The 21,313-nt window shown below is 71.0% G+C and carries 16 protein-coding genes; 9 read left to right on the plus strand and 7 right to left on the minus strand.

Annotation, left to right across the window (positions count from 1 at the left end; all coding sequences use genetic code 11):
* The first annotated feature begins 43 nt into the window (after positions 1-43).
* From ACZ56E_RS03255 to ACZ56E_RS03265, 3 genes are all read left to right on the plus strand, one after another.
* On the plus strand, positions 44-247 hold the full coding sequence (locus tag ACZ56E_RS03255; RefSeq protein WP_067045059.1) for an MbtH family protein: 204 nt from the start codon (positions 44-46) through the stop codon (positions 245-247).
* A 182-nt stretch (positions 248-429) separates the two neighbouring features.
* The gene (locus ACZ56E_RS03260; protein ID WP_471210435.1) at positions 430-1,062 is read left to right on the plus strand and encodes a GNAT family N-acetyltransferase; all 633 of its coding nucleotides are present in this window, start codon (positions 430-432) and stop codon (positions 1,060-1,062) included.
* A complete protein-coding gene (locus ACZ56E_RS03265) occupies positions 1,059-2,324 on the plus strand; it encodes an MFS transporter (RefSeq protein WP_471210437.1) in 1,266 nt (421 codons plus the stop codon). The genes ACZ56E_RS03260 and ACZ56E_RS03265 overlap by 4 nt, the downstream gene beginning before the upstream one ends.
* Positions 2,325-2,335: 11 nt before the next feature.
* Here the strand turns inward: ACZ56E_RS03265 and ACZ56E_RS03270 are convergent, their stop codons facing one another.
* The gene (locus ACZ56E_RS03270) at positions 2,336-3,310 is read right to left on the minus strand and encodes a LuxR C-terminal-related transcriptional regulator (protein ID WP_471210440.1); all 975 of its coding nucleotides are present in this window, start codon (positions 3,308-3,310) and stop codon (positions 2,336-2,338) included.
* A 300-nt stretch (positions 3,311-3,610) separates the two neighbouring features.
* Here ACZ56E_RS03270 and ACZ56E_RS03275 point away from each other — a divergent pair, with 300 nt between their 5' ends.
* From ACZ56E_RS03275 to ACZ56E_RS03290, 4 genes are all read left to right on the plus strand, one after another.
* Positions 3,611-3,772 (plus strand): hypothetical protein, encoded by a 162-nt coding sequence (locus ACZ56E_RS03275; RefSeq protein ID WP_471210443.1) that lies wholly within the window; start codon positions 3,611-3,613, stop codon positions 3,770-3,772.
* 39 nt (positions 3,773-3,811) lie between these two features.
* The gene (locus ACZ56E_RS03280) at positions 3,812-4,075 is read left to right on the plus strand and encodes a hypothetical protein (RefSeq protein ID WP_471210445.1); all 264 of its coding nucleotides are present in this window, start codon (positions 3,812-3,814) and stop codon (positions 4,073-4,075) included.
* 87 nt (positions 4,076-4,162) lie between these two features.
* Complete coding sequence (locus ACZ56E_RS03285; RefSeq protein WP_471210448.1) at positions 4,163-7,285, plus strand: amino acid adenylation domain-containing protein; 3,123 nt, start codon at positions 4,163-4,165, stop codon at positions 7,283-7,285.
* A gap of 85 nt (positions 7,286-7,370) precedes the next feature.
* A complete protein-coding gene (locus tag ACZ56E_RS03290) occupies positions 7,371-8,063 on the plus strand; it encodes a LuxR C-terminal-related transcriptional regulator (protein ID WP_471210450.1) in 693 nt (230 codons plus the stop codon).
* A gap of 73 nt (positions 8,064-8,136) precedes the next feature.
* On the opposite strand, the gene ACZ56E_RS03295 is transcribed toward ACZ56E_RS03290, so the two are convergent.
* The 6 genes from ACZ56E_RS03295 to ACZ56E_RS03320 all read right to left on the minus strand — a co-directional run bounded on the left by ACZ56E_RS03295 (position 8,137) and on the right by ACZ56E_RS03320 (position 19,041).
* Positions 8,137-8,757, minus strand: coding sequence for an LOG family protein (locus tag ACZ56E_RS03295; protein ID WP_471210451.1), 621 nt, complete (start codon positions 8,755-8,757; stop codon positions 8,137-8,139).
* An 86-nt stretch (positions 8,758-8,843) separates the two neighbouring features.
* Entirely contained in the window at positions 8,844-10,121 is a 1,278-nt protein-coding gene (locus ACZ56E_RS03300; protein ID WP_471210453.1) for a M20 family metallo-hydrolase, read from the minus strand.
* A 104-nt stretch (positions 10,122-10,225) separates the two neighbouring features.
* On the minus strand, positions 10,226-11,206 hold the full coding sequence (locus tag ACZ56E_RS03305; protein WP_471210456.1) for a TauD/TfdA family dioxygenase: 981 nt from the start codon (positions 11,204-11,206) through the stop codon (positions 10,226-10,228).
* 31 nt (positions 11,207-11,237) lie between these two features.
* Positions 11,238-18,488 carry an amino acid adenylation domain-containing protein gene (locus tag ACZ56E_RS03310; protein WP_471210459.1) on the minus strand — a complete coding sequence of 2,417 codons (7,251 nt, stop codon included), beginning with the start codon at positions 18,486-18,488 and terminating at the stop codon, positions 11,238-11,240.
* An 8-nt stretch (positions 18,489-18,496) separates the two neighbouring features.
* Complete coding sequence (locus ACZ56E_RS03315; RefSeq protein WP_471210462.1) at positions 18,497-18,841, minus strand: phosphopantetheine-binding protein; 345 nt, start codon at positions 18,839-18,841, stop codon at positions 18,497-18,499.
* Positions 18,838-19,041: an MbtH family protein gene (locus ACZ56E_RS03320; protein WP_468084340.1), complete on the minus strand. Its 204-nt coding sequence runs from the start codon at positions 19,039-19,041 to the stop codon at positions 18,838-18,840. Before ACZ56E_RS03320 ends, ACZ56E_RS03315 begins: the two co-directional genes overlap by 4 nt.
* A gap of 330 nt (positions 19,042-19,371) precedes the next feature.
* Between ACZ56E_RS03320 and ACZ56E_RS03325 the strand changes: the two genes are divergently transcribed.
* Positions 19,372-20,310, plus strand: coding sequence for a class-II aminoacyl-tRNA synthetase family protein (locus ACZ56E_RS03325; RefSeq protein WP_471210465.1), 939 nt, complete (start codon positions 19,372-19,374; stop codon positions 20,308-20,310).
* Complete coding sequence (locus tag ACZ56E_RS03330) at positions 20,286-21,302, plus strand: hypothetical protein (RefSeq protein ID WP_471210468.1); 1,017 nt, start codon at positions 20,286-20,288, stop codon at positions 21,300-21,302. The genes ACZ56E_RS03325 and ACZ56E_RS03330 overlap by 25 nt, the downstream gene beginning before the upstream one ends.
* Positions 21,303-21,313: the final 11 nt, after the last annotated feature.

Below are 21,313 nucleotides of genomic sequence, written 5' to 3' on the forward strand. Positions count from 1 at the left end.
ACTACTCATCGACCACCCGAATCGAACTACGAAAGAAGGCGACATGGACGAGAACACCCGCTACCAGGTGCTGCGCAACGACGAGGAGCAGTACTCCCTCTGGCCCGCCGACATCGAGGTGCCCGCAGGCTGGCAGCCCGTCGGAAAGGAGGGCACCGAGGCCGAGTGCTCCGCCTACGTCGACGAGGTCTGGACCGACATGCGGCCCAAGAGCCTGCGCGAGCGCATGGAGAACGCCGGGGCCTGACCGGCCCGCACAACCCGCGCACCCGAACACCCGCGCACCTGCGCACCCGCACGCCGGGCCGGCCGCACCCGCACCCGCGCCGGCCCGGCGCCCCACCCCCGCCCCCACGCGTCGCCGTCCCGGCGCCCCACCGCCCTCGGCCCACCACCGCACGGCAGCACCGCACTCCCGAGGAGCCCGCCATGACCCCCGCCCTGCACACCGAACGCCTGGATTTCCTCCCCTACCGACCCGAACACGAGGACCACTTCGTCGCGCTGCTGCGGGACGAGGAGGTGTGCCGCTGGATGGGCCAAGAGCGCGTGCCCGAACCGCAGTTGCGCGAGGTGTTCCGCGCCATCCTCAACGATGTCTACCCCACGCGCCGGTTCGACGTGTGGGGCCTGTGGCTGAAGGGCGCCTACGTCGGACACGCGGAGGTGAAGCCCACCGGCAACGTCGACGGCCATGAACTCGTCACCGCCCTCGCCCCCGCGTACTGGGGGCAGGGACTGGGCGGCGAGGCCGTACGAGGCCTGCTCCGGCACGCCGCCGACAACCTCGGACTCAGCGAGGCCTACGGCATGGTCGGCGCCGAGAACACCGCCAGCCTCGCGCTCTGCCGCCGCCTGGGCTTCCGCCACGTCCGGGACGTCGTCGGCGACGACGGATCCGTCACGAAGATGCTGGTCATTCCGTGCCCGGACCCGGTGGAGGCGGCAGCCGCCCCTGACCGCCCGGAGCCCGGCAACGCGCGGAGCGCCGGGGGGCCGCACGACGCGGAGCCCGTACAGGACGAGGCAGCCGGGACCGCGTCCGCCGGGGGCCCGGTGTGAGCCGGCCGTCCGTCGGCGAGGGCAGCGCCGCGACGGCGGACGGCGACCGCCCGCCGGGGCTGTGGCGCAACCGCGACTTCAACCTGCTGTGGTCCGGGCAGTGCCTGTCCGACCTCGGCGGCGCCATGGTGGAACTGGCGCTTCCGCTGCTGGTGCTCCAACAGACCGGATCCCCTGCGCAGGCCGGGCTCGTCGGCACCGCCGGACTCGTCACCACGATGGTGTGCCGACTCCCGGCCGGTGTCCTCGCCGACCGCCTCGACCGGCGTCGCCTGATGATCACCTGCGACGTACTGCGGCTCACGGGGTATGCCCTGCTCGGCTGGGCAGTGGCGGCGGGCACCGCGAGCCTGCCGGTGATCGTCGCGGTGGTGATCGCCGGTGCCGCCGCCACGGCCGTCTTCAGCACGGCCGAGCACGCCTCGATACGCAGCCTGGTCCGCCCCGATCAGCTCACCTCGGCCGTCGCCCGCAACGAGGCGCGCGCGTACGCCGTCTCGCTGACCGGCCCGCCGCTGGGCGGCCTGCTGTTCGGGCTCGGCCGCGCCCTGCCCTTCCTCGGCAACGCGCTGAGCCACCTGCTCTCCCTCGTGGCCGTCGCCTGTATCCGGCGGCCTCTCCAGGAGACCCGACGGGAGGCCCGGCGGGAGGCGGCCCAGCCCGCCCTCGTCTCCGCGGTGCAGGGCCTGCGCTTCCTCCTCGGCCACCCCTTCCTGCGCGCCCTGCTGCTGATCGCCGCGCCGCTGAACATGGCCTTCACCGGCATGATCTTCGCGATGACACTCGCCCTGCTCGACGCGGGCGTCTCCCCGGCCATGGTGGGTCTCGCCGGTACGATCTTCGCGCTCGGCGGTTTCCTCGGCGCCCTCGTGGCACCCGCCCTGCAGCGGCGGCTGCGGCTGCCCGTCCTGATGAGGCTGCTGTGCTGGACGACCGCCGCGCTGATGGCGGTGAGCACGCTCCTTGCGGGCAGTGTGCCGGCCGCGATACCGCTGGCCGCCGCCGTGTTCCTCGGCCCCACGGCGAACGCGGCGCTCTTCGCCCACCAGGCCGCCGTCACACCGGACCACCTGCAAGGCCGCGTGGTCAGCGGCGTACTGCTCGCCGCGGGTTCGGCCGCCGCGCTGGCCCCCGCCCTGGCCGGTGCCCTCCTGGCCCGCTTCGGCCCGGTACAGGCCATGCTGGTCTTCCCCGCCCTGGTGGCCGTCGCCGCGGTGACGGCGACACGCAGCAAGGGCATCCGCGGCTCGTCAACCTCCTGAGAGGTACGCGGTCACAGCCAGCCGCGCTTCGCGGCGTTCAGACCGGCCTGGAAGCGGCTGGTCGCGTCGAGACGTTCCATCAGGCTGGACATCATGCGGCGGACGGTGCGCAGGGAGACGCCGAGTTGGCGGGCGGCGGTCTCGTCGGTGTCTCCGGCGGCGATGATGTGGAGGAGGACCCGCTCGGTGGGAGTGCAGCCGTTGGGGTCGGTGGGAGGCTGTTCGCCGAAGGGAGTTCCGTGCTCCCAGACCTGCTCGAACAGTGCGCACAGGGCGCTCACCGTGCCGGGCGTATGGATTTCCAGGGCGCCGGCTCTGGGGTTGGTGGGATCCATCGGCACGATGGCGGTTTTCCGGTCGACGACGATCATCTGGATCGGCACCAGAGGAACGGTGCGCATCTGGCCGCCGTACCCGGTCAGCCACCGCGCGTACGCGAGGGTGTCGGCGTCGTTGCGGAAGCTCTCGCGGCACACCGCCCGGATGGTGACACCGCGCTTGAGCGCCTCCTCGTTCAGCGGGGCGGCGGCCTGCCGTGCGTCGGGGCGGTGGGCGCCACCAGGGTTGAGGGACAGGCATTCGAAGGCGGTGGCCTGCTGGAGCTCTTCGAGGCGGGCCCGCACCGCGTCGAGCCCCTCCAGCCGCAGGGCGCGGTCGTCGTCGTACGGGCGGTCCTGTTCGGCGGCGATCGAGGCGATCGCGACGCGCGTGGAATCGACCCGCGCCTGCTGTGCGACGGCCTGGGCCTCGGCGTTGGCAAGGAGTGCGGTCAGGCCGACCGTGGGACTGACCGGCCGCAGCGCACCCGCCTCCTGGTCGGACGGCTTGAGCAGTTCCAAGGACGCCAGCTCGTTCAGGGCCTCGCGCACCGTGCTCTCGGTCAGTCCGGTGTCCGAGGCAAGAGCCGCCACACCGTGGTCGGGGCGACGCAGCATGGCCCGGTACACCGTCTCCGATCGCTGTGACAGTCCCAGAATCTGCAGCATGACGGACCTCCTCGTGACCGATTCTGATCGCGACCAATGATTGTTGTTCATTCACCAGCCTTATTTGAAGAGGGCGTTGGCCGCGGCCGGAAGGCATCGCCGGTTGGCTGGATGACATGCGGTCGCAGAAGCGTGTGCCGCCGTGTCTCGAAGGTGCCAGGCACCTTGGTGTCGGTGCCGGGCTCGTGACATGGCCGGGCCGGGTGGGCAAAGCTTTGCCCATCGAACGCAACGCCCTTCAGGGCGTAAATGCCGCCAAAAGCGGTAAATCCCTTGCTTCCTCAACGGGTGGAGTCTGCCATGCCTCGGATCGCCGCACTGTTGCTTGCCCCCGCTGTCCTGCTCGTCGCCGTCGGTGCGGGTACCTCCGTGGTGGCGGTCGAGGACACGCCGGTCACTCAGCACACCGTCGCCGACGACGGATTCGGGTGGAGCTCGCCCGCCGACGGTGACCCGGCCTGATCCGTCCCATGAAGCACGGCAGTCACCACGGAGACCGCCATGCACATGATCACTTTTCGATTAACCGTCCCCCGCGGAGAGCAAGCCGCCGCAGCCGATATAGGTGAGCTGCTTCGCGACCACTTCATTCCCGGCGACCGCATCGAACACCTGTGGACCCGCCCCACCACGGGCAACGTCGACCTGGCGTTCTTCCTCCTCGCGGACAACGAGGCCGAGGCACTGCTCGTCGCCCGCGCGGCATGCCAGCGGGCGATCGAGCGCACCCCCCGCCTCGCACGCTGGCGGCTGCCGGACAGCTGAGGCCACCGCGGCACGGCCCGCAGCCGCCGTAACTCCGCATCCGTAACCCCTCGATGACGTCTGGAGCAATGAGCGTTGACTACCTCAATGCCCGATCAGGGCTTCGTCCATGAGTTGATAGCCGCCCGGGCCCAGGCCCGGCCGGACGCCCCGGCGGTGCTCTCCGGAACGCAGTCGCTCACCTATGCCGAGCTGGACGCGCGGGCCGACGAGGTGGCCGGGCGGCTGCGGGACGCCGGCGTCGGCCCGGAGGTTCCCGTGGTGGTCCGAGTGGAGCGTTCGCCGCACCTGGTGGTGGCGCTGCTCGGCGTGTTGAAGGCGGGGGGAGTCTATGTGCCCCTCGACCCGAAGTACCCCGCGGCCCGCAACGCGTTCGTCCTGCGGGACACGGCGGCACCGGTGGTCCTGACCACACGGGCGCTCGCCCCCGGACTCGCGGACGGCCCGGCCCGGACCGTCGTCCTCGACGAGCCGGAAATGGAGAGGACACGTACGGCCGGCCGGCCGACGCTCGGTCCGCGAGATCTCGCGTACGTCATCTACACGTCCGGCTCGACCGGGAAGCCGAAGGGCGTGATGGTCGAGCACGCCGCCCTGAGCAGTCATCTGGCCGCGATCGCGGAGGCCTTCGGCTACACCGAGGACGACCGGACCCTCGTCACGGTGAGTGCCGCGTTCGACGTGTCCATCGAGCAGATGCTCACACCGCTCATCTGCGGGGCGACCACGGTCATCCAGCCCGACGACGTCGTCGCGCCCCAGGACGTGATCCGGTACGTGGACGAGCATGCCGTCACCGTCCTCAACATGACGCCGGTCTACCTGGACGCGGTGCTGCGCGAGAGCACCGGCTTGGACACCGTCCGGTTGGTGATCTCGGGCGGCGACGTGATCCGCTCCGGCATCGTGCGGGCAGCCCGCACCCGCCTCGCCGGAAAGCGCGTCCTCAACGTCTACGGCCCGACCGAGACGACCATCACCGCCATGGTCCAGGAGGTCGGCGCGGTGGCGGAGGGGGACACCGTTCCCATCGGGCGGCCCGTGTCCCGCACCCGCGTCCATCTGCTGGGCGAGGACGGAAGAGAGGTCGGACCGGGCGAGGTGGGGGAGATCGTCATCGGCGGCGACAGAGTCGCCCGCGGGTATCTCAACCAACCCGCGCTGACGGAGCGGCAGTTCGTGCCGGACCGCTTCGGCCCGCCGGGCGGCCGTCTCTACCGGACCGGAGACCTCGCCCGGCGGCTGCCCGGCGGTGCGCTGGAATTCCTGGGACGCGTCGACGACCAGGTGAAGATCCGCGGATTCCGAATTGCGCTGGGGGAGGTCGAGGCGGCGCTGGCCGCACTGCCCGGAGTGACCGGTACGGCCGTCGTCGCCCGCCCCGATGCCACGGGCGACGCCCAATTGGTCGGGTACGTGACGAGGGCCGCCGGGGCCAGGGGGAGCGCCGAGCCGCGCAAGGCGCTCCAAGCGGTGCAGCCGGCCCACATGGTGCCCGCTGTCGTTGTGGAGTTGGACGCCTTCCCCATGACGCCGAACGGCAAGATCGACCGCAAGGCACTGCCCGACCCGGCCCCGGCACGCGCCTCCGCGACACCTGCCGCCGAGCCCGCGAACCCGGCAGAGGCCCTGCTGGCGGCGATCTGGGCCGATGTGCTGAAGCTTGACGCCGTGGGCGTGCACGACAACTTCTTCGACCTCGGTGGACACTCCCTGCTGGCCTTCCAGCTCGCTTCCCGGGCGAGCGCCGCAACCGGGAGGGACGTACCGCTCAAGGTGGTCTTCGAGCACCCGACGGTCGCAGGCATGGCCGCCGCGACCGGTTCCCTCCAAGAGGCGGCGGCCGGCACCCCGGGGCCCACGCGCAGCGCGGGGCGGACCGAGGGGCCGCTCTCGGCCGGTCAGGAGAGGCTGTGGATCATCCAGAGCCTCGACCCCGTGGGCTACCACTACAACGTGCCCTCGCTGTGGCACCTGTCGGGGGAGGTGGACCCCGCGGTACTCGAGGAGGCGCTCGACGCGCTGGTCCGGCGCCACGAGATCCTGCGGACCGTGTTCGTCGCCGGGGAGGACGGCCCCCGCCAGGTCGTCCGGCCAGGCGATGCGGGTCGGTTCCAACTGTCCCGGGCTTCCGTGGAGTTCGCCGGGGGCGGCATCCCCGAGAAGGTGCGCGCCTTCGCCGAGGAGCCGTTCGACCTCGGTATGGCACCGCTCCTGCGGGCCGGGCTCTTCACGGACCACCGCCATGCGGGCGAGGCGTGGTTCCTGCTGGTCTTCCACCACATCGCCATCGACGGCAGTTCGCTCTCCACAGCGCTGCGCGATCTGGAGGCCCTGTACCGGCGGGCGGCCGGCGAGCAGCAGGACGGGCTCGCGGAGCCCCGACTCCAGTTCCTCGACTACGCCGTGTGGGCCCGGCGACGGCCGGCCGAGGAGCGCGATGCCGATCTTGCGTACTGGCGCGACCAGTTGAAGGGCCTGGCTGTCCTGGAACTGCCCGCCGACCGGCCGAGGCCTCCCTACTGGTCGGGACACGGCGCGTCCGTCGAGTGCACGCTGGCGCCGGACGTGGTCCTCGGCCTGCGGAAGCTCGGCAGCGAGGAGAACGCCAGCTCGTTCATGGTCCTGCTGGCCGCGTTCCAGGCCGTGCTGGCCCGCTGGAGCGGGCAGGACGACATCGCGGTGGGCGCGGCGATGAGAGGCCGCTCCCTTCCCGAACTCGACCAGCTGGTCGGCTTCCTGACCGACACCATGGTGCTGCGCTGCCCGGTCTCCGGTGACCGGACCTTCCGCGACCTCCTGAGGGAGGTACGGGCGGCCACCCTCGGCGCCATGAAGTACAACCGGGTCTCCTACGACCAAGTCGTCGAGGAGCTGCGTCCCGAACGGCATCTGGACCGCAACCCTGTCTTCCAGGTGTTCTTCTCCCACGAGACGCCTGACGACATGCCGCACTGGGCCCTGCCGCGCGCCACGGCGACGCACCGGCACTGGCCGATGTCCTCGTCGAAGTTCGACCTCGATCTGACCTGTGTCGAGTCGAAGGAGCAGATCTCCTGCTCGTTCACCTACGCCACCGACCTCTTCGACGCGGCGTCCGTGGAACGCTTCGCCCACGATCTCCAATCGCTCCTCGCGTTCCTGGTGCACGGCGGTGGGCCGGACACGGCCGTCGCGGACTGGCAGTCGTCCTCATTGGTCGACCTGTGACGACAGGAGCTGTGACGCCAAGAGCCATGACGACAAGAGAGCTGTGACGACAAGCCACCTGTGGTGACAAGAAGGGAGTCGGGTGATGCACACCAAGGCAGCCATCATCGCCGCCGAAGCACTCGTCAGGGACGGGATCCGGTCCATGCTGTCGGTCGACCGGACGGTCGACGTGGTGGGCGAAGCAGCGGATTTCGCCGACATACCGCAGGTGCGACGACGAGGGGATCCGGATCTCTTCGTCATCGACGCCTCCGGGCTCCGGGGCGCCGGTGAAGTCCACGCGCAGCGGATCCGCTCGCTCGTCGACCTGGCGGACCGGCCGCTGGTCCTTCTCGCCGACGACGGTGTCCAGTTGGACCCGGAACTGCTCAGGCTGGGGGCGTGCGTCCTCGAGAGATCACGCGTGAGCTCCGCGGACCTGGTCTCCTCGGTCAGGCTCCTCGCCGCCGGCTATCTCCCGGTGGAGCGGCGCCTCGCACAACGGCTCGCCCACCGCGCGCTGGAGGAGAGGGCGGGTGAGGCGGCACACATCCGCCTCCTGACCCCCAGGGAGCGGGAAGTCTTCCATCTGCTCGCCCGCGGCCGGTCCAACATGGAGATCGCCGCCTCGCTCACGCTGGCCCACTCGACGGTGAAGACACATGTGCGGGGAATCCTCAAGAAACTCGGACTGACCAGCCGGCTCGACGTAGTGATGCTCGTCCACGCTCCGCTCCGCCGCCCGGCACCCTCCACCGTGTTCCGGCAGAGGGCCCGCGGCAGGGCCGCGGCCTGAGCGGACGGAACGCACCCGGATGCGCCAGGCCTCGAAGAAGGCCTGGCGCATCCGGGTGCGGGGTGCCGGAGGATCACGTCGTGAGGGGGAGGCGTTCTGCCGCGGGGACGGTGGCTGCCGCGACGGACTCCCACGGTTCCGCCGTCAGCAGGTCGAGGGCCTCGTCGACATGGTCGGCGACATGGATGAGGTCGCGTTCCTCGGAAGTCATGAAGCCCTCCCGCGCCACGATGTCGAGAAAGCCCAGGAGCGAGTCGAAGTAGCCCTTCGCGTTGACCAGGACCACCCGCTTGCGATGCATGCCGAGCTGGTTCCAGGTGGCCACCTCCATGAGTTCGTCCAGAGTCCCGAAGCCACCGGGCAGGACCGCGAAGGCGCTGGCGAGCCGGTACATCAGCGCCTTGCGCTCGTGCATGCTCTGTACGACGAAGATCTGCCCCGGCGCCTTCTGGGACCGCTCCCGTTCGTGCAGGTCGTGCGGGACCACTCCGGTGACGGAGGCGCCGTGGGCCAGCGCCGCTCCGGCCACCGCCCCCATCACGCCGACGCCCCCGGCGCCGTAGACCAGTCCGCAGCCCCGGCGGCCCAGCGCGGCACCGAAGTCCTCGGCGAGAGCGACATACGCGGGGTCCGTGCCGGGACGTGCGCCGCAGAACGTGGCGATGACCGCGGCACGTCGATGAATGTCGGGCATTCGTGTCTCCGATTCACAGCGTTTTCACAGCGTTGAGGAGGAGCGCGCCGTGCGGATCGCTCCGCGCGACGCGGGAAGGGGGCCGGTCAGAGCTTCAGCACCGTGCGCAGCAGCACCTCGGCACCTGCGACCAGGTCTTCGGGGGCGGTGCGTTCCGAGGGGACGTGGCTGACGCCGTCGATGCTCGGCACGAAGATCATTCCGACGGGGGCGAGATCGGCCACGATCTGCGCGTCGTGCCCCGCTCCGCTGGGCAGCGTCGCGTGGGCGTGTCCGAGCTCGGTCGCCGACGCCGCGATGGCCTCCTGGATTGCCGGGTCCGTGTGCACGGGAGCGCTGCGCATGGTCGACTCGATCTCCGCGCGGACGTTCCCCGAGCGTGCCAGGGCGGCGAGTGCCGTGCGCACGGTCTGCTCGGCCGCGTCGAGCCGGGCGGGGTCGCTGTCCCGGAGGTCGATGTCGAGCCGCACCACATCCGGAATGGTGTTGGGGGAGTTCGGCTGGACCTCCATCCGGCCCACGGTGGCCACGCGGCACAGCTTCTCCTCCTGCCCCAGGCTCTGCACGGCGCTGATCAGGCGCGCCGCCACGACGAGAGGGTCCTGGCGCCCTTCCATGGGCGTGGTGCCCGCATGCCCGGCTTTGCCGTGCAGCTGTACGGACATCTGGACCCGTCCGGTGATGGACTCGACCACGCCGATGGACCTGCCCAGCCGTTCGAGGACGGGCCCCTGCTCCACGTGGAGTTCCAGGTACGCGGTGAGGGAACCCGGAGCCCACGCGGCCGTCTTGAGCCGGGACAGATCGCCGCCCGCCCGGGCCAGGGCCTCCCGCAGCGGCCTGCCGGCGTAGTCCTCCGGCTCGCTGGGCAGGGCGTCCAGTCGCCCGGCGAGCACCATGGAGCCCCAGAACGGCTGGGGGAAGAGCGCGCCCTCCTCGTTGGCGAAGCCCACCGCGACGGTCTCGTGGTCCGTTTCGGCACCGGCCTCGTGCAGGGTCTGCAGCACCTCCAGCGCCGCGATGACGCCGTAGGCCCCGTCCAGCCGGCCGCCGTTGGCGACGGTGTCGAGATGGGAGCCGACGAGGACCGGGGGCCGGGTGGAGCGGCGGTGGTCCCCGGGGCGCCGCATGAGCAGGTTCCCGCCGGCGTCGACGGTGGCGGTCAGCCCGGCCTCCACCGCCTGCCGGGCGACATGGGCCCGCCCTTCCTGGTCGGCGTCGCTGAAGCCCATGCGGGTGACGCCGCCGTCCTCGGCGCCGCCGATGGCGGCCAGGCGGTCGAGCCGGTCGAGCAGGCGCGCGCCGTCGATCCGCGGAGAGGTGCGGGAGCGGGACGTGCCGGCAACGGTCAAAGAATCAGGCATGGTTACCACCTGTCGTGGCGATCAGGCTCCGGCGGCGTGCGCCGGCCCAGGAGGAGGGTGAGGTCGGGACGTGCCGTGTTCGGGTGCGCCGTGCGGACGGGTGCTCAGCTGACGACATGTCCGCCTCCCATGCGCCTGGCCCGGGACCGGCGGGCGTCGGTGTGGATGAACGCGCGGTGCAGCCAACGGTCCTGGCCGTCGTACCGCGGGGTGAACGGCGTACGTCCGTGCAGGGCGACCCGGTTGTCGACGATCGCCAGGTCGCCCGGGGCGAAGTAGACGGTGTCGACGACCGCTTCGAGGGCCTCACGGAGAGCGGCCATGGCCCGCCCGGCACTCGCGTCCAGGGGAGTGGTGGCGTGGAAGTCCACCTGGGCGTCCGGATCCTCGTACGCACCGGAGATGGCCCCGTGCGCCACCGTCGAGCCCGATCCGTTGAAGGAGGGCGGCGGATCGGTCCTGAAGCGGGGCTCGGCGAGGATCTCCCGCTGTTCGGCGGAGAGCAGACCGATCGCCCGCCGCAGCGAGGCGATACGCAGTCCGGCCTCTCCGTCGGGGTCCTGGCGCAGGCAGAACAGGGCGACGAAGTCGGGCCTGTGGGGATGGAACGCGTTCTCGGTGTGCATCTCCAGGTTCACGGACCCGGCGTTGCTCTGGCTCCGCTCCTCACCGGGCACCGGAACCACGTTCTGCACCAGGGCGCCGCTCTTCTCGCCTTCGAAGCCGACCACCTCACCCAGCGCCATGGCGCAGAGGACGAGTGCCGACGCCGGGACGGTGGCCCGGCGCTCCACGGACTCCTGCCGGGTGGGAGTGGAGGGCAGGGGCCCGACCGGCAGGCCGTGTATCTGCAGTACGCCCGCCTGGCCGGAGTCGGCGGAGAAGTTCCGCAGTGCCGTGCGCAGGGCGGTCGGGAGGGCGCAGGACACATCACGGGCCGCCGCCAGCCAGCGGGGCTCGTCCAGCAGGCCCGGCGCGCTCTCCGCCAGAAGCTCGGCGAGCCGCTTGACCTCCCGTCGTACGTCCAGGTCGAGGTAGATCGAGTCCTTCTCCAGGGTCGTGGTGAGAGGGCTGTTCTCCGTCATTTCTGCTCCAGTGCGCGATCCGAGAGGGACATCAGGACGCCGCCACAGCACGGGCCACGACGTCGGTGTTGGGGGCCTTCACGGCCGCGTAGTGGTCGCCGGTGAGGGAGAGGGCCGTCGTATCGCCCGTGCACAGCCGCAGCCACTGCCGGCCGGCCGCGGCGGCCTGCTCGTCCTCGGCCGCGTCGCCGGCGCTGAAGATCAGGGCGCGGCCCGGATAGGGCAGGGGCCGGAAGTCCCTCAGAGCCCGCCAGTTCGCACGGAAGACCTCGAACAGACGCAGCTCCTCACCCGTGGCAGCGTCCGCCGGGACGAGTTGCGCGGCGCGCATCCGGGCCACCAGCTCCTGGCGCCGTGCTGCCGGCGGCAGCGCCGCCAGCGTCTCCGCCTCGACGGCCAGGTCGACCTCGTGCAGCCGGTCGAGGAAGGACAGGTAGGCCGCGATGACGTCCGGTTCCTGGTCGTCGGGGCGGTTCGCGTCCGGTGGGTGCGGCAGGAGCGCGGGCGGCAGGGCCGGGTCGAGCAGAGCCAGCAGCTCGACCTCCTCGCCCTTCTCGGCGCACTGCCGGGCCATCTCGTACGCCACCAGACCACCGAACGACCAGCCGGCCAGCCGCAACGGGCCCTCGGGCTGGGCCTCCCTGGCGACGGCGAGATGGCCCGCGGCGATGTCGGCGACGCTGGTCAGCGGTTCCTCGCCCGGCTCGACGCCGATCGACTGCAACCCGAGGACCGGGCCGTCGCCGGGCAGCGACCGTGCCAGGTCGAGGTAGCAGAACGCGGTGCCTCCGACGGGCGCGACACAGAACGTGGGGCGTCCGGTGCCGAGTCGCAGCGGGAGCAAGGTCCGCGGCTGCCGGGGGCGCTGGGCGACGAGGGAGGCGGCCTGGGCCGCCACGGTCGGGGCCTCCAGCAGGCTGGCCATCGGCAGGCTGATCCCCAGCTCCTTTCTGATCATCGAGATGAGACGCACACCGAGCAGGGAGTTCCCGCCGGCCTCGAAGAAGTCGTCCTCGACACCGATGCCGGGGGTCCGCAGGATCCGCTCCCAGATGTGCAGCAGCTCCAGCTCCGTCCGGCTCCGAGGAGCCGACTGCGGGCCGGTCGGCACCGCGGCGGGCGCGGGCAGCGCCGCCTGGTCGAGCTTTCCGTTGTGCGAGAGGGGGAAGGATCCCAGGAGGACCACGGAACTCGGCACCAGCGCCTGGGGCAGCCGCTCCTGGCACCAGCCGCGGAGATCCGCGACGAGCACCTCGGTGTGCGGCACCACGTACGCCAGGAGCCGTTTCCCGCCGCCGGAACCGTCCACCACCACGACGGCGTCGCGGACCGCGGGGTGCTCGACCAGGACCGTCTCGATCTGGCCCGGTTCGATGCGTACGCCGTGCAGCTTCACCTGCCGGTCGATGCGGCCCAGGAACTCGATGACGCCGTCCGGCCCCATCCTCGCCAGGTCACCGGTCCGGTACATGCGCTCGCCCGGCAGGCCCAGCGGCGCGGGAACGAACCGGTTGGCGGTCAGCGCAGGGGCGCCCCGGTACCCGCGTCCCATCAGGTCGCCGGCCAGACAGAGCTCACCCGTCGCGCCCGTCGGCACCGGATTGAGGTCGCGGTCGCACACGAGAGCCCAACTGCGGCCGATGGGGCGGCCGATGGGCACCGTGGTCCGTCCGTCGTCCGACCGGCACTCCCAGGCGGTGGCGATGATCGCGGTCTCGGCCGGGCCGTAGTGGTTGTGGAGCCGGACGCCCGGCAGCTCCCGCATCGTCCGCTGCCGCAGCTCGACCGGCAGCGCCTCGCCGGCCGGCACGATGTGGCGCAGACCGGCGCACTTGCCCGCCACCCCGGGCGTGTCCAGGAAGATCGAGAGCACCGAGGGCACGGGGTGGATCACCGTGACCCGCTGGTCGGCCACCAGGTCGGCGAGATAGTGGGTGTCCCGGTGCCCGCCGGGCCGCGCCAGCACGAGTCGGCTGCCCACGGTCAGCGGCCTGAAGATCTCCCACAGCGATACGTCGAAGCTGATCGGGACCATCTGCAGCACCGCGTCGTCGGGCCCCAGCGGGATGCGCCGCTGCCCCCACTCCAGCGTGTTGACCAGCCCGCGGTGGGTGTTCTCCACGCCCTTGGGCCGCCCCGTCGATCCGGAGGTGTAGATCACGTACGCGAGCTGGTCGCCTCCGCAACCGTTGCCCGGCACATTGGAGTCCGCCGCGTGGGCCAGCGGACCGGGATCGGCGTCCAGACAGACGGCCGGTATCCGGATGTCGCCGAGATCGGGCAGCCACGCCTCCTCGGTGACGAGCGCGTCGGGCCCGGCCTGGGCCAGCAACGCGCGTCGCCACTGGAGTGGGTATTCGGGATCGACGGGGAGGATGGCACCACCGGCCTTCAGGACGGCCAGATAGGCGACGGCGAGGTCGACGGAGCGCTCCAGGTGGACGGCGACGACCGCTTCGGCCCCTACGCCGGTGGCGGTCAGGCGGCGTGCGAGCCGGTTCGCGCGGGCATTCAGCTCGCGGTAGGTCAGTTCGTCCTCGCCGCAGACCACCGCGAGCGCGTGCGGCGTGCGGTCGGCCTGGCGTTCCACGAGTCCGTGGACGGACGGCTCCTCGTCAGCGGCGGTGACGGGCGCGCCCGCCCGCTCGCCGAGCGCCACGGTCGACTCCGGCCCATAGGCCACGGAGTGGTACGCCGGAGGCGTCAGCACCTGGCCGGTGTCACCGTCCGGGTCGGCCGCCATCGCTTCCAGGACCGCGCGGTACAGGGAGCCCAGCATGGCCTGGGCGTGCGGACCCGCGTCCCCCGGACGGCTGTACACCGTCAGCTGGCCGGTCTGGGCGACGGCCATCAGCCGGAACTCGTTCGGGCTCTCGTCGACGACGGCGTCGTCGTCGATGAGGTCCCAGTCGAGGACATGGAAGTCCAGGTAGACGAAGGCGACATCGATCATGCGGGCATGGCGGCTGCCCTCCTGGATCTCGCCGAGCGGATACCGGCGGTGTGGCCACATCTCGATCTCCGTGTCGCGCACCTGCTGGACCAGCTCCCGCCAGGTCCGGGCGCCGCGGCGGAAGGGGAAGGGCACCGTGTTGACGTACAGGCCCGCGACCCGGTCCGCGCCCTCGGCCTCGGGCCGGGTGTCGCACACCAGGCCGGTGGAGAACGCCTCTTCTGTGGTGATCATGCTCATCACCGAGAGATGGGCCGCCAGCATCACGTTCTTCAGCGACGCGTCCGCCGTACGGGCCAGCTTGGCCAAGTCGTCCAGCAGATCGTCGTACGGCGCGACCAGCTGCTTCACGGGCCCCGAACCGGCGCCCCACGCGGAGGGCAGCTCCAGCTTGGCGTGGTGCGCCACGACGTCGCGCCAGTAACCGGCGTGCGCCGGGTCCTCGAGGTCCTTCCGCTCCAAGGCGATGAAGTCGGCGTACCGGATCTGGGGCAGGGGCTGGGGCGTGTACTCCGTGCCGTCGTGCAGGGCGTGGTACCGGCCGAACACCTCGGAGAGAAGTACGTGGAAGCTCCAGCCCTCGAGGATGGGATGGAACTCCGTGAAGGTCACCCACCACTGGTCCTCGCACATGTGGGTGAAGTACCGGAACAGCGGCGCGGTGTTCAGATCGAACCGCCGGTCGCGCTCGGCGGCCATGTAGGCGCGCACCTCGTCCCGCTGCGCCGATGGCGACAGCCGGCGGACGTCCGCGAACCCCACGGGCAGATACGCCTCGCTGTGCACGAGCTGGAGCGGCTCGCTGTAGGTCGTGAGGTCCATCGTGGTGCGCAGGGCCTCGTGCCGGGCGACGGTGGCGTCGATGGCGGCCTGGAAGAGGTCGTGGCGGTAGGGGCGGCCGTCACGGACCAGATAGCAGGTGACGTTGTGGTAGTTGCCTTCGTTGCCCGAGGACTCCATTTCGAGGATCATCCCGAGCTGGATGCGGGACAGCGGGTACGCGTCCGTCACCCCGTCAGGTATGCGCGCCCGGTCGGCCGGGTCGAGCATCGCGAACGGCTGTACCACGGGCGCGTCGACACTGTCCGCGGAGCGAGGGCCCAGGATCCGGGCGAAGGCCTCGACGGTGCGGTGCTCGAAGACGTCCCGCACGGTGACGTGGTACCCCTCCCTGCGCAGGGCGCCCACCACGGCCACCGCGCGCACCGAGTCCCCGCCGATGACGAAGAAGTTGTCACGGACTCCGAAGTCGCCGGTGCCGAGCACCGCGCGCCACACCGCCGCGATCTCCGCCTCGGCGTCGGAGCGGGGTGCCACGAGGTCGCTGCTGATGCCGCGGGACTGCCGGTCGGGCGCAGGCAGCGCATCGGTGTCGATCTTCCCGACGTCGGTCAGCGGGAGCGCGTCCAGGACGACGATCGCGGACGGCACCATGTACTCGGGCAGCCGCTCGCCGACGAAGGCGCGGAGCGCGGCCTGGCCGGGGGCGTCATTCCCGGCCGCGGGCATCACATAGCCGACCAGCTCGGGCCGGCCGCCGTCGGTCTGCCGCGCCACCACGACGGCGGTCCGTACGCCGGGATGCGCGGCCATGGCGCTCTCCACCTCGGCCGGCTCCACCCGGTAGCCGCGGATCTTGACCTGCTTGTCCACGCGGCCCACGAAGTCCACGTCGCCGTCGGGCCGCAGGGCCACGAGGTCGCCGGTGCGGTACAGCCGTGCGCCCGGCTCCGCGGAGAACGGGTCGGGCAGGTACTTCTCCGCCGTGAGGTGGGGCTTGTCCAGATAGCCGCGGGTGACTCCGGCCCCGCCGATGTAGACCTCGCCGACGACGCCGAAGGGCACGGGGCGCATGTGCGCGTCGAGGACGTACATCGTGGTGTTGGGCATGGCCGTGCCGATCGAGACGAGCTCCGTGTCGACGGGCCGTTCGAGGCGGCAGCCGCTGTTGCCGACCGTGATCTCGGTCGGACCGTATTCGGCGGCGACACTGCCCGGACCGGCGTCGGCCAGCCAGCTGTTGGCCAGCGTGCCGGTGAAGCGGTCGCCCGCCGCGATGACGAGGCCCGCGAGTGCTCGGCGCTGCTCCGGATCGAGCTGCTCCGCAAGGAGTTCGAGGTGCCCCGGTGCCATTTTCACGAAGCTCAGCGGCCCGCACGCGAGGAGCCGCGCACCCAGCTCCGCGGGTTCGCCGTCGGGCAGCAGGTGGACCGGGCGGCCCCGCAGGAGCGAGGTGTAGAGGTTCGGGACACCCAGGTCGAAGGCCGCGGAGGAGAACAGCGCGGTTCCGCCCGGCGCCCGCAGATAGGTGTCGACCGTCCACCACAGGTAGTTCATCAGCCCGTGGTGCGTGACCATGACTCCCTTGGGCAGCCCGGTCGTTCCCGAGGTGTAGATGAGATAGGCGAGAGCGTCAGGGGCGAAGGGAAGGCCCGGATCGTCGGGCGGCTGTACGCCGATGAGCCGGGCGTCGCGGTCGACCAGGACGACGGTGAGCCCGTCCAGGCCGTCGGCAAGGGCGTCGGCGCCGGGCTCGTCGGTCACCACGACCCGGGCACCGGCATCGCTCAGGATGTAGCCGCGCCGCGTCGCGGAGTCACCGGGGTCCAGCGGGGCGTAGGCGGCGCCGGCCTTGAGGACCGCGAGGAGCGCGACGACGAGTTCGGCGTTCCTCGGCAGATGGACGGCGACGACCGAGCCGGGTCCGACACCGCGGCTCCGCAGGTGCTGGGCGAGACGGTTCGCCGCGGCGTCCAGTTCACCGAAGGTCAGGGCCGTGTCACCGGCCAGGACGGCCGGCGCGTCCGGCGCGAGCCGGGCCTGTTCGGCGATGAACTCGTGCAGCGCTCCCCGGGGCCGGTCGGCGGTGCCGCCGTCCGCCGCGGCGAGCAGCTCGTCCAGCTCCTGCTCGGTGATGTACGGGAGATCGGACAGCGGCGTGTCGGGGCTGCTGGTCGCGCTCCGCAGGAGCTCGAAGAAGTTGCCGACGAACCGCCCCACGGTGTCCGGGTCGAACAGCGCCGTCGAGTACTCCAGGGCCCCGGACATGGTGCCGTCGGCCGCGGAGTCGATCTGCAGGGTCAGGTCCAGCTTGGAGCTCTCGCTGAGCGGCGTCACGCGGGTGGCCTCGACCCCCGCGAGCGCGATCCCCTCCGGGTCTCCGTTCCCGTAGCTGAACATCACCTGGGCCAGGGGCGGCGTGGAGAGGTCGCGGTCCGGCGCCAGCTCGTTGACGAGGACGTCGAACGGGATCTGCGCGTGCTCCACCGCGTCGAGGAACCGCGACTTGTTGCGGCGCAGGAGATCGGCGAAGGCGGGGTCGTCGGACCAGCCGGTGCGGATGACGACCGTGTTGACGAAGCAGCCGATCAGCTCCTGCGTCGCCTGCTCGTCCCGGCCGACCATGGGCACGCCCACGGCGATGTCCCGCTGGCCGGTGTAGCGGCTCAGGAGCATCTGGAAGGCCGTCAGGAGCACCAGGAACGGAGTGGTGCCGTGCTCCGCCGCGGCTGCCCGGACGGCCTCCGCGACGGCCGGCGGGACGGTGATCGGGAGTGAGGCGCCCGCGGAGGACCGCACCGCCTGGCGCGGGCGGTCCGTCGGCAGCTCCAGGGGCGTGACACCGGAGAGCTGCCGCTTCCAGAACGCGAGGGACTCCGCCAGCGTGCCGTCGAGAAGGCGTGTGCGCTGCCACTCGGAGTAGTCGGCGTACTGCATGGGCAGGGGCGGGAACTCCACGCTGCTGTCGCCCGTCTCGGCCCGGTAGGCCAGCGCCAGTTCACGCCAGAGGATCGGCTCGGACCAGGCGTCGAAGGCGATGTGATGGATCGACACCACAAGGTAGTGGTCGTCCGACGCCAACGTGACCAGGCCCGCACGGGCCACCAGGCCCTCGGCCAGGGACATCGGGGAGTGGGCCAGCCGCCGCACCGCTTCCTGCGCGCGGCTCTCCCGCAGTTCGGCGGCCTCCTCGCGGAGGTCACTGTGGACGAAGGTGTTTGCCGGACCGCCGGTCACCTCCTGCACCGGCTCTTCCCGCTCCATGCGGTAGCGGGTCCGCAGCACCTCGTGGCGCTCCAGGACCCGCTCCCAGGCCCGCCGCAGGGCCGGGGCGTCGACCGCCCCGCGCAGCCGCAGCACCATGGGCACGTGGTACTCGTCGCTGTCCGGGTTGATCGAGTCGAGGAACCAGAGCCGGCGCTGGCTGGGCGACAGGGGCACGCGATCGCCGCGTCCGGCCAGGGGTGCGATGGGGGCCGCCGCTGTCGCGGTGCCTTCGAGGCGGCTTCTCAGGATGTGGTCTCGGAGGGCCTGAATGTCCTCGGCCATGCCTGTCCTCACTTCTCACGTGTCGTCAGTGCGACGACCTCGGCGTCCGAGAGGCCGGAAACGTCACTTCGGATCTCGGCTTCGACCACCTGCGCCAGCTCTCGGACGGTCGGGAACTCGAAGATGGTCCGCAGGGACAACTGGGCCCGGTAGCGGGCCGAAACACGGGCGACGACCTTGGCGGCCAGGATGGACGTGCCGCCGATGCGGAAGAAGTCGCGTGTGACGTCCACGGGGTCGTCCGTGGCGAGCACGTCCTGGAAGATTCCGCCGATGACCTTCTCGATGTCGGTGGCAGGCGTGCTCGGTTGCGCCTGCTCCTCCGTGACCGACACGCTGTTCCCGTTCGTCACGCGGGCGCTCCGTCCATACGCTTCCGCAGGCTGAGTGGACGCATGTCGGTCCATACCTCGGAGATGTGGGAGAGGCACGATTCCCGGCTTCCACTGAAGCCGGCGTCGTCCCAACCGGGCGGCAGCGGTCGATGGGACCACCAAATCGAGTACTGCTCTTCGTGGTTGACCACCACGGTGAACTTTTCCTCAATGGGCATGGCCACTCCATGAATTTCTGAGCGAGAAGCGGGAAGACCCCGCATTGTTCGCGGGGAGTCGAACCATTCGGTGGAGAAGTTAGCTTCCGGGCGAGGCGGATCACTATCCACCACCGGGCTGAACTGGTTGAAAAGTTCATCTTCGTGGAGGAGGCGCAACCACTGTGATCTGCGCATACGTCGTGCCGGGGCGGACGAAGGAAAGCCTCCGGGAGGGCGCTGCCGTGTGCGGCGGCGGGCGGGACGAGCCTATATTCCAGGCGCCAGTCGAGGTGCGACTGGGAACTGGTGGCAGTCAGTGATCGAACTCTCCTCCAGGATGGAGCAAAGATGACGGACGAGACGATGAAGGGGCTCGGGGAGAGGGTTCCGGCCAGCCTCCCGGATGAGCTGCGCAACCACGGTCTCCTGGTCAACACGGCCACCGGACTGTACGGATGGGGTGCGGAACTCGAATCAGTCTATTCAGGCCTGACGAAGGCACTTTCCGTGGAAGTGACGGAAATGGAGCCCACCGAACTCCATTTCCCGCCCGTCATTCCGCGTGCCGTGTTCGAGAAGAGCGAATACGTGGCCTCGTTCCCCCAACTCTTCGGCGCGGTGCACGCGTTCCAGGGCGACGAGTGCGCACACGAGAGCCTGGAACGGGCCGTCACCACGGGCGAGGACTGGAGTGGGCATACGCGACTGACCGACTTCGTCCTGGCCCCGGCCGTGTGCTACTCCGTGTACCCCCTCTTCGGCGGGACCGTGGTGGAAGAGGGCCGGACGGTGGACGCGAGCGGATTCTGCTTCCGGCACGAGCCGTCGACCGAACCGGGACGCCTGGTGTCGTTCCGGCTGCGCGAGTTCGTGCGGATCGGCAGTCCGGCCGAGGCCTCCGCCTGGTTCGGCCAGTGGTACGAGCGCGCGTCCGCCTTCGTGCGGCGGCTCGGCCTCAAGGTGGAGGTCGAGGCCGCGTCGGACCCGTTCTTCGGGACGAGCGGCCAGGTCATGGCCGAGAACCAGCGGGAGGAGGGGATGAAGGCCGAGGTGGTCGTCCCGATCGGCGATCACCCCGTCGCGGTCGCGTCGATCAACTACCACCGTGATCACTTCGGCCGGATCTTCGACATCCGCTCGGCGGACGGGGAACCGGTCCACAGCGCCTGTGTCGGCTTCGGCCTGGAACGGCTCGCGTTCGCGCTCGTGTCCGCCCACGGCCCACGCCCCGCCGAATGGCCCGAGGACGTACGGGAGTTGTTGTGGAACGGGCGAAGGGCATGGTGACCAGCCCGTTCCCCGACGTCGTCACCGAGCCCGTCCTGGCCCGCAACGCTCTCGCCATGAGGGACGACAGGGCGCTCTGCGCACTGGACGTCAGGCTCGACTACTTCGAGGTCCAGGCACGAACCGGGCGGGGGCGCGGACGGCTGCCCGTGGTGACGGTCAAGCAGGTCGAGTCCCTCAACGGCGACTACCGCCAGTATCTCGGCCTGACCTCGCACCAGGGGTCGGCGGCCTTCATCGGCGGAGGACCGGCCCGCCTGCGGTCCGGCAGCTCCCTCGCCGGCATCGGGCCCGAGGAGCGCCGTGAGCTGCTGGCCGCACTCGTCGCCGAGGCCGTCGACCGTGCGGCGCAGACCTCCGACGCGGTCCTGTCCCCGTTCCTGACCTCCACCGATCTGCCGGCGTACCTGGACGCCGCGCCGTCGGCCGCCCTCCGTGAGCACGGCGTCTGGTGCACCTTGGAGATCGGCGGGGCCACCGGCATCGAGGAGTTTCTGCAGCGCCTTCCGGCGAAGCGCCGACGGCACTGGATCCGGGACATCCGCGAAGCCGAGGAACTCGGCCTCGACCACGACGTCGTGCCCTTCTCGGACGAGGTCGTCGCGGAAGCCGCCACGGGCATCGCCGGCGTCTCCCGGCGCAACGACATGGAGGAATCCCCCGACGTCGTCAGGTGGCGGATCGGCAACTACCGCCGGCGCCCGGGGAAGCACTTCTTCGTCCGCACCCGGTGGCAGGGGAAGGTGATCGCCCACATGCTGTGCCGGATGTTCGACGACACCATGGACGCACACACCCTGGGAATCCTCGACACACCGGGCCTCGACCGCGGAGCGGTCTACCACTTCGGCTGTCTGCTGGGCCCGTTGCGGGCAGCCATCGAGCGCGGGGCACACCGGCTGGAGCTCGGCATCGGGCACGACTCACCGAAACTCCGCCGGGGGTGCACGGGCGAAGCCGTCCACTTCGCCGATCTGCTTCCCGCGCGATAGCCGGAAACGTG

It is taken from the genome of Streptomyces sp. NPDC039480 (assembly GCF_055597165.1).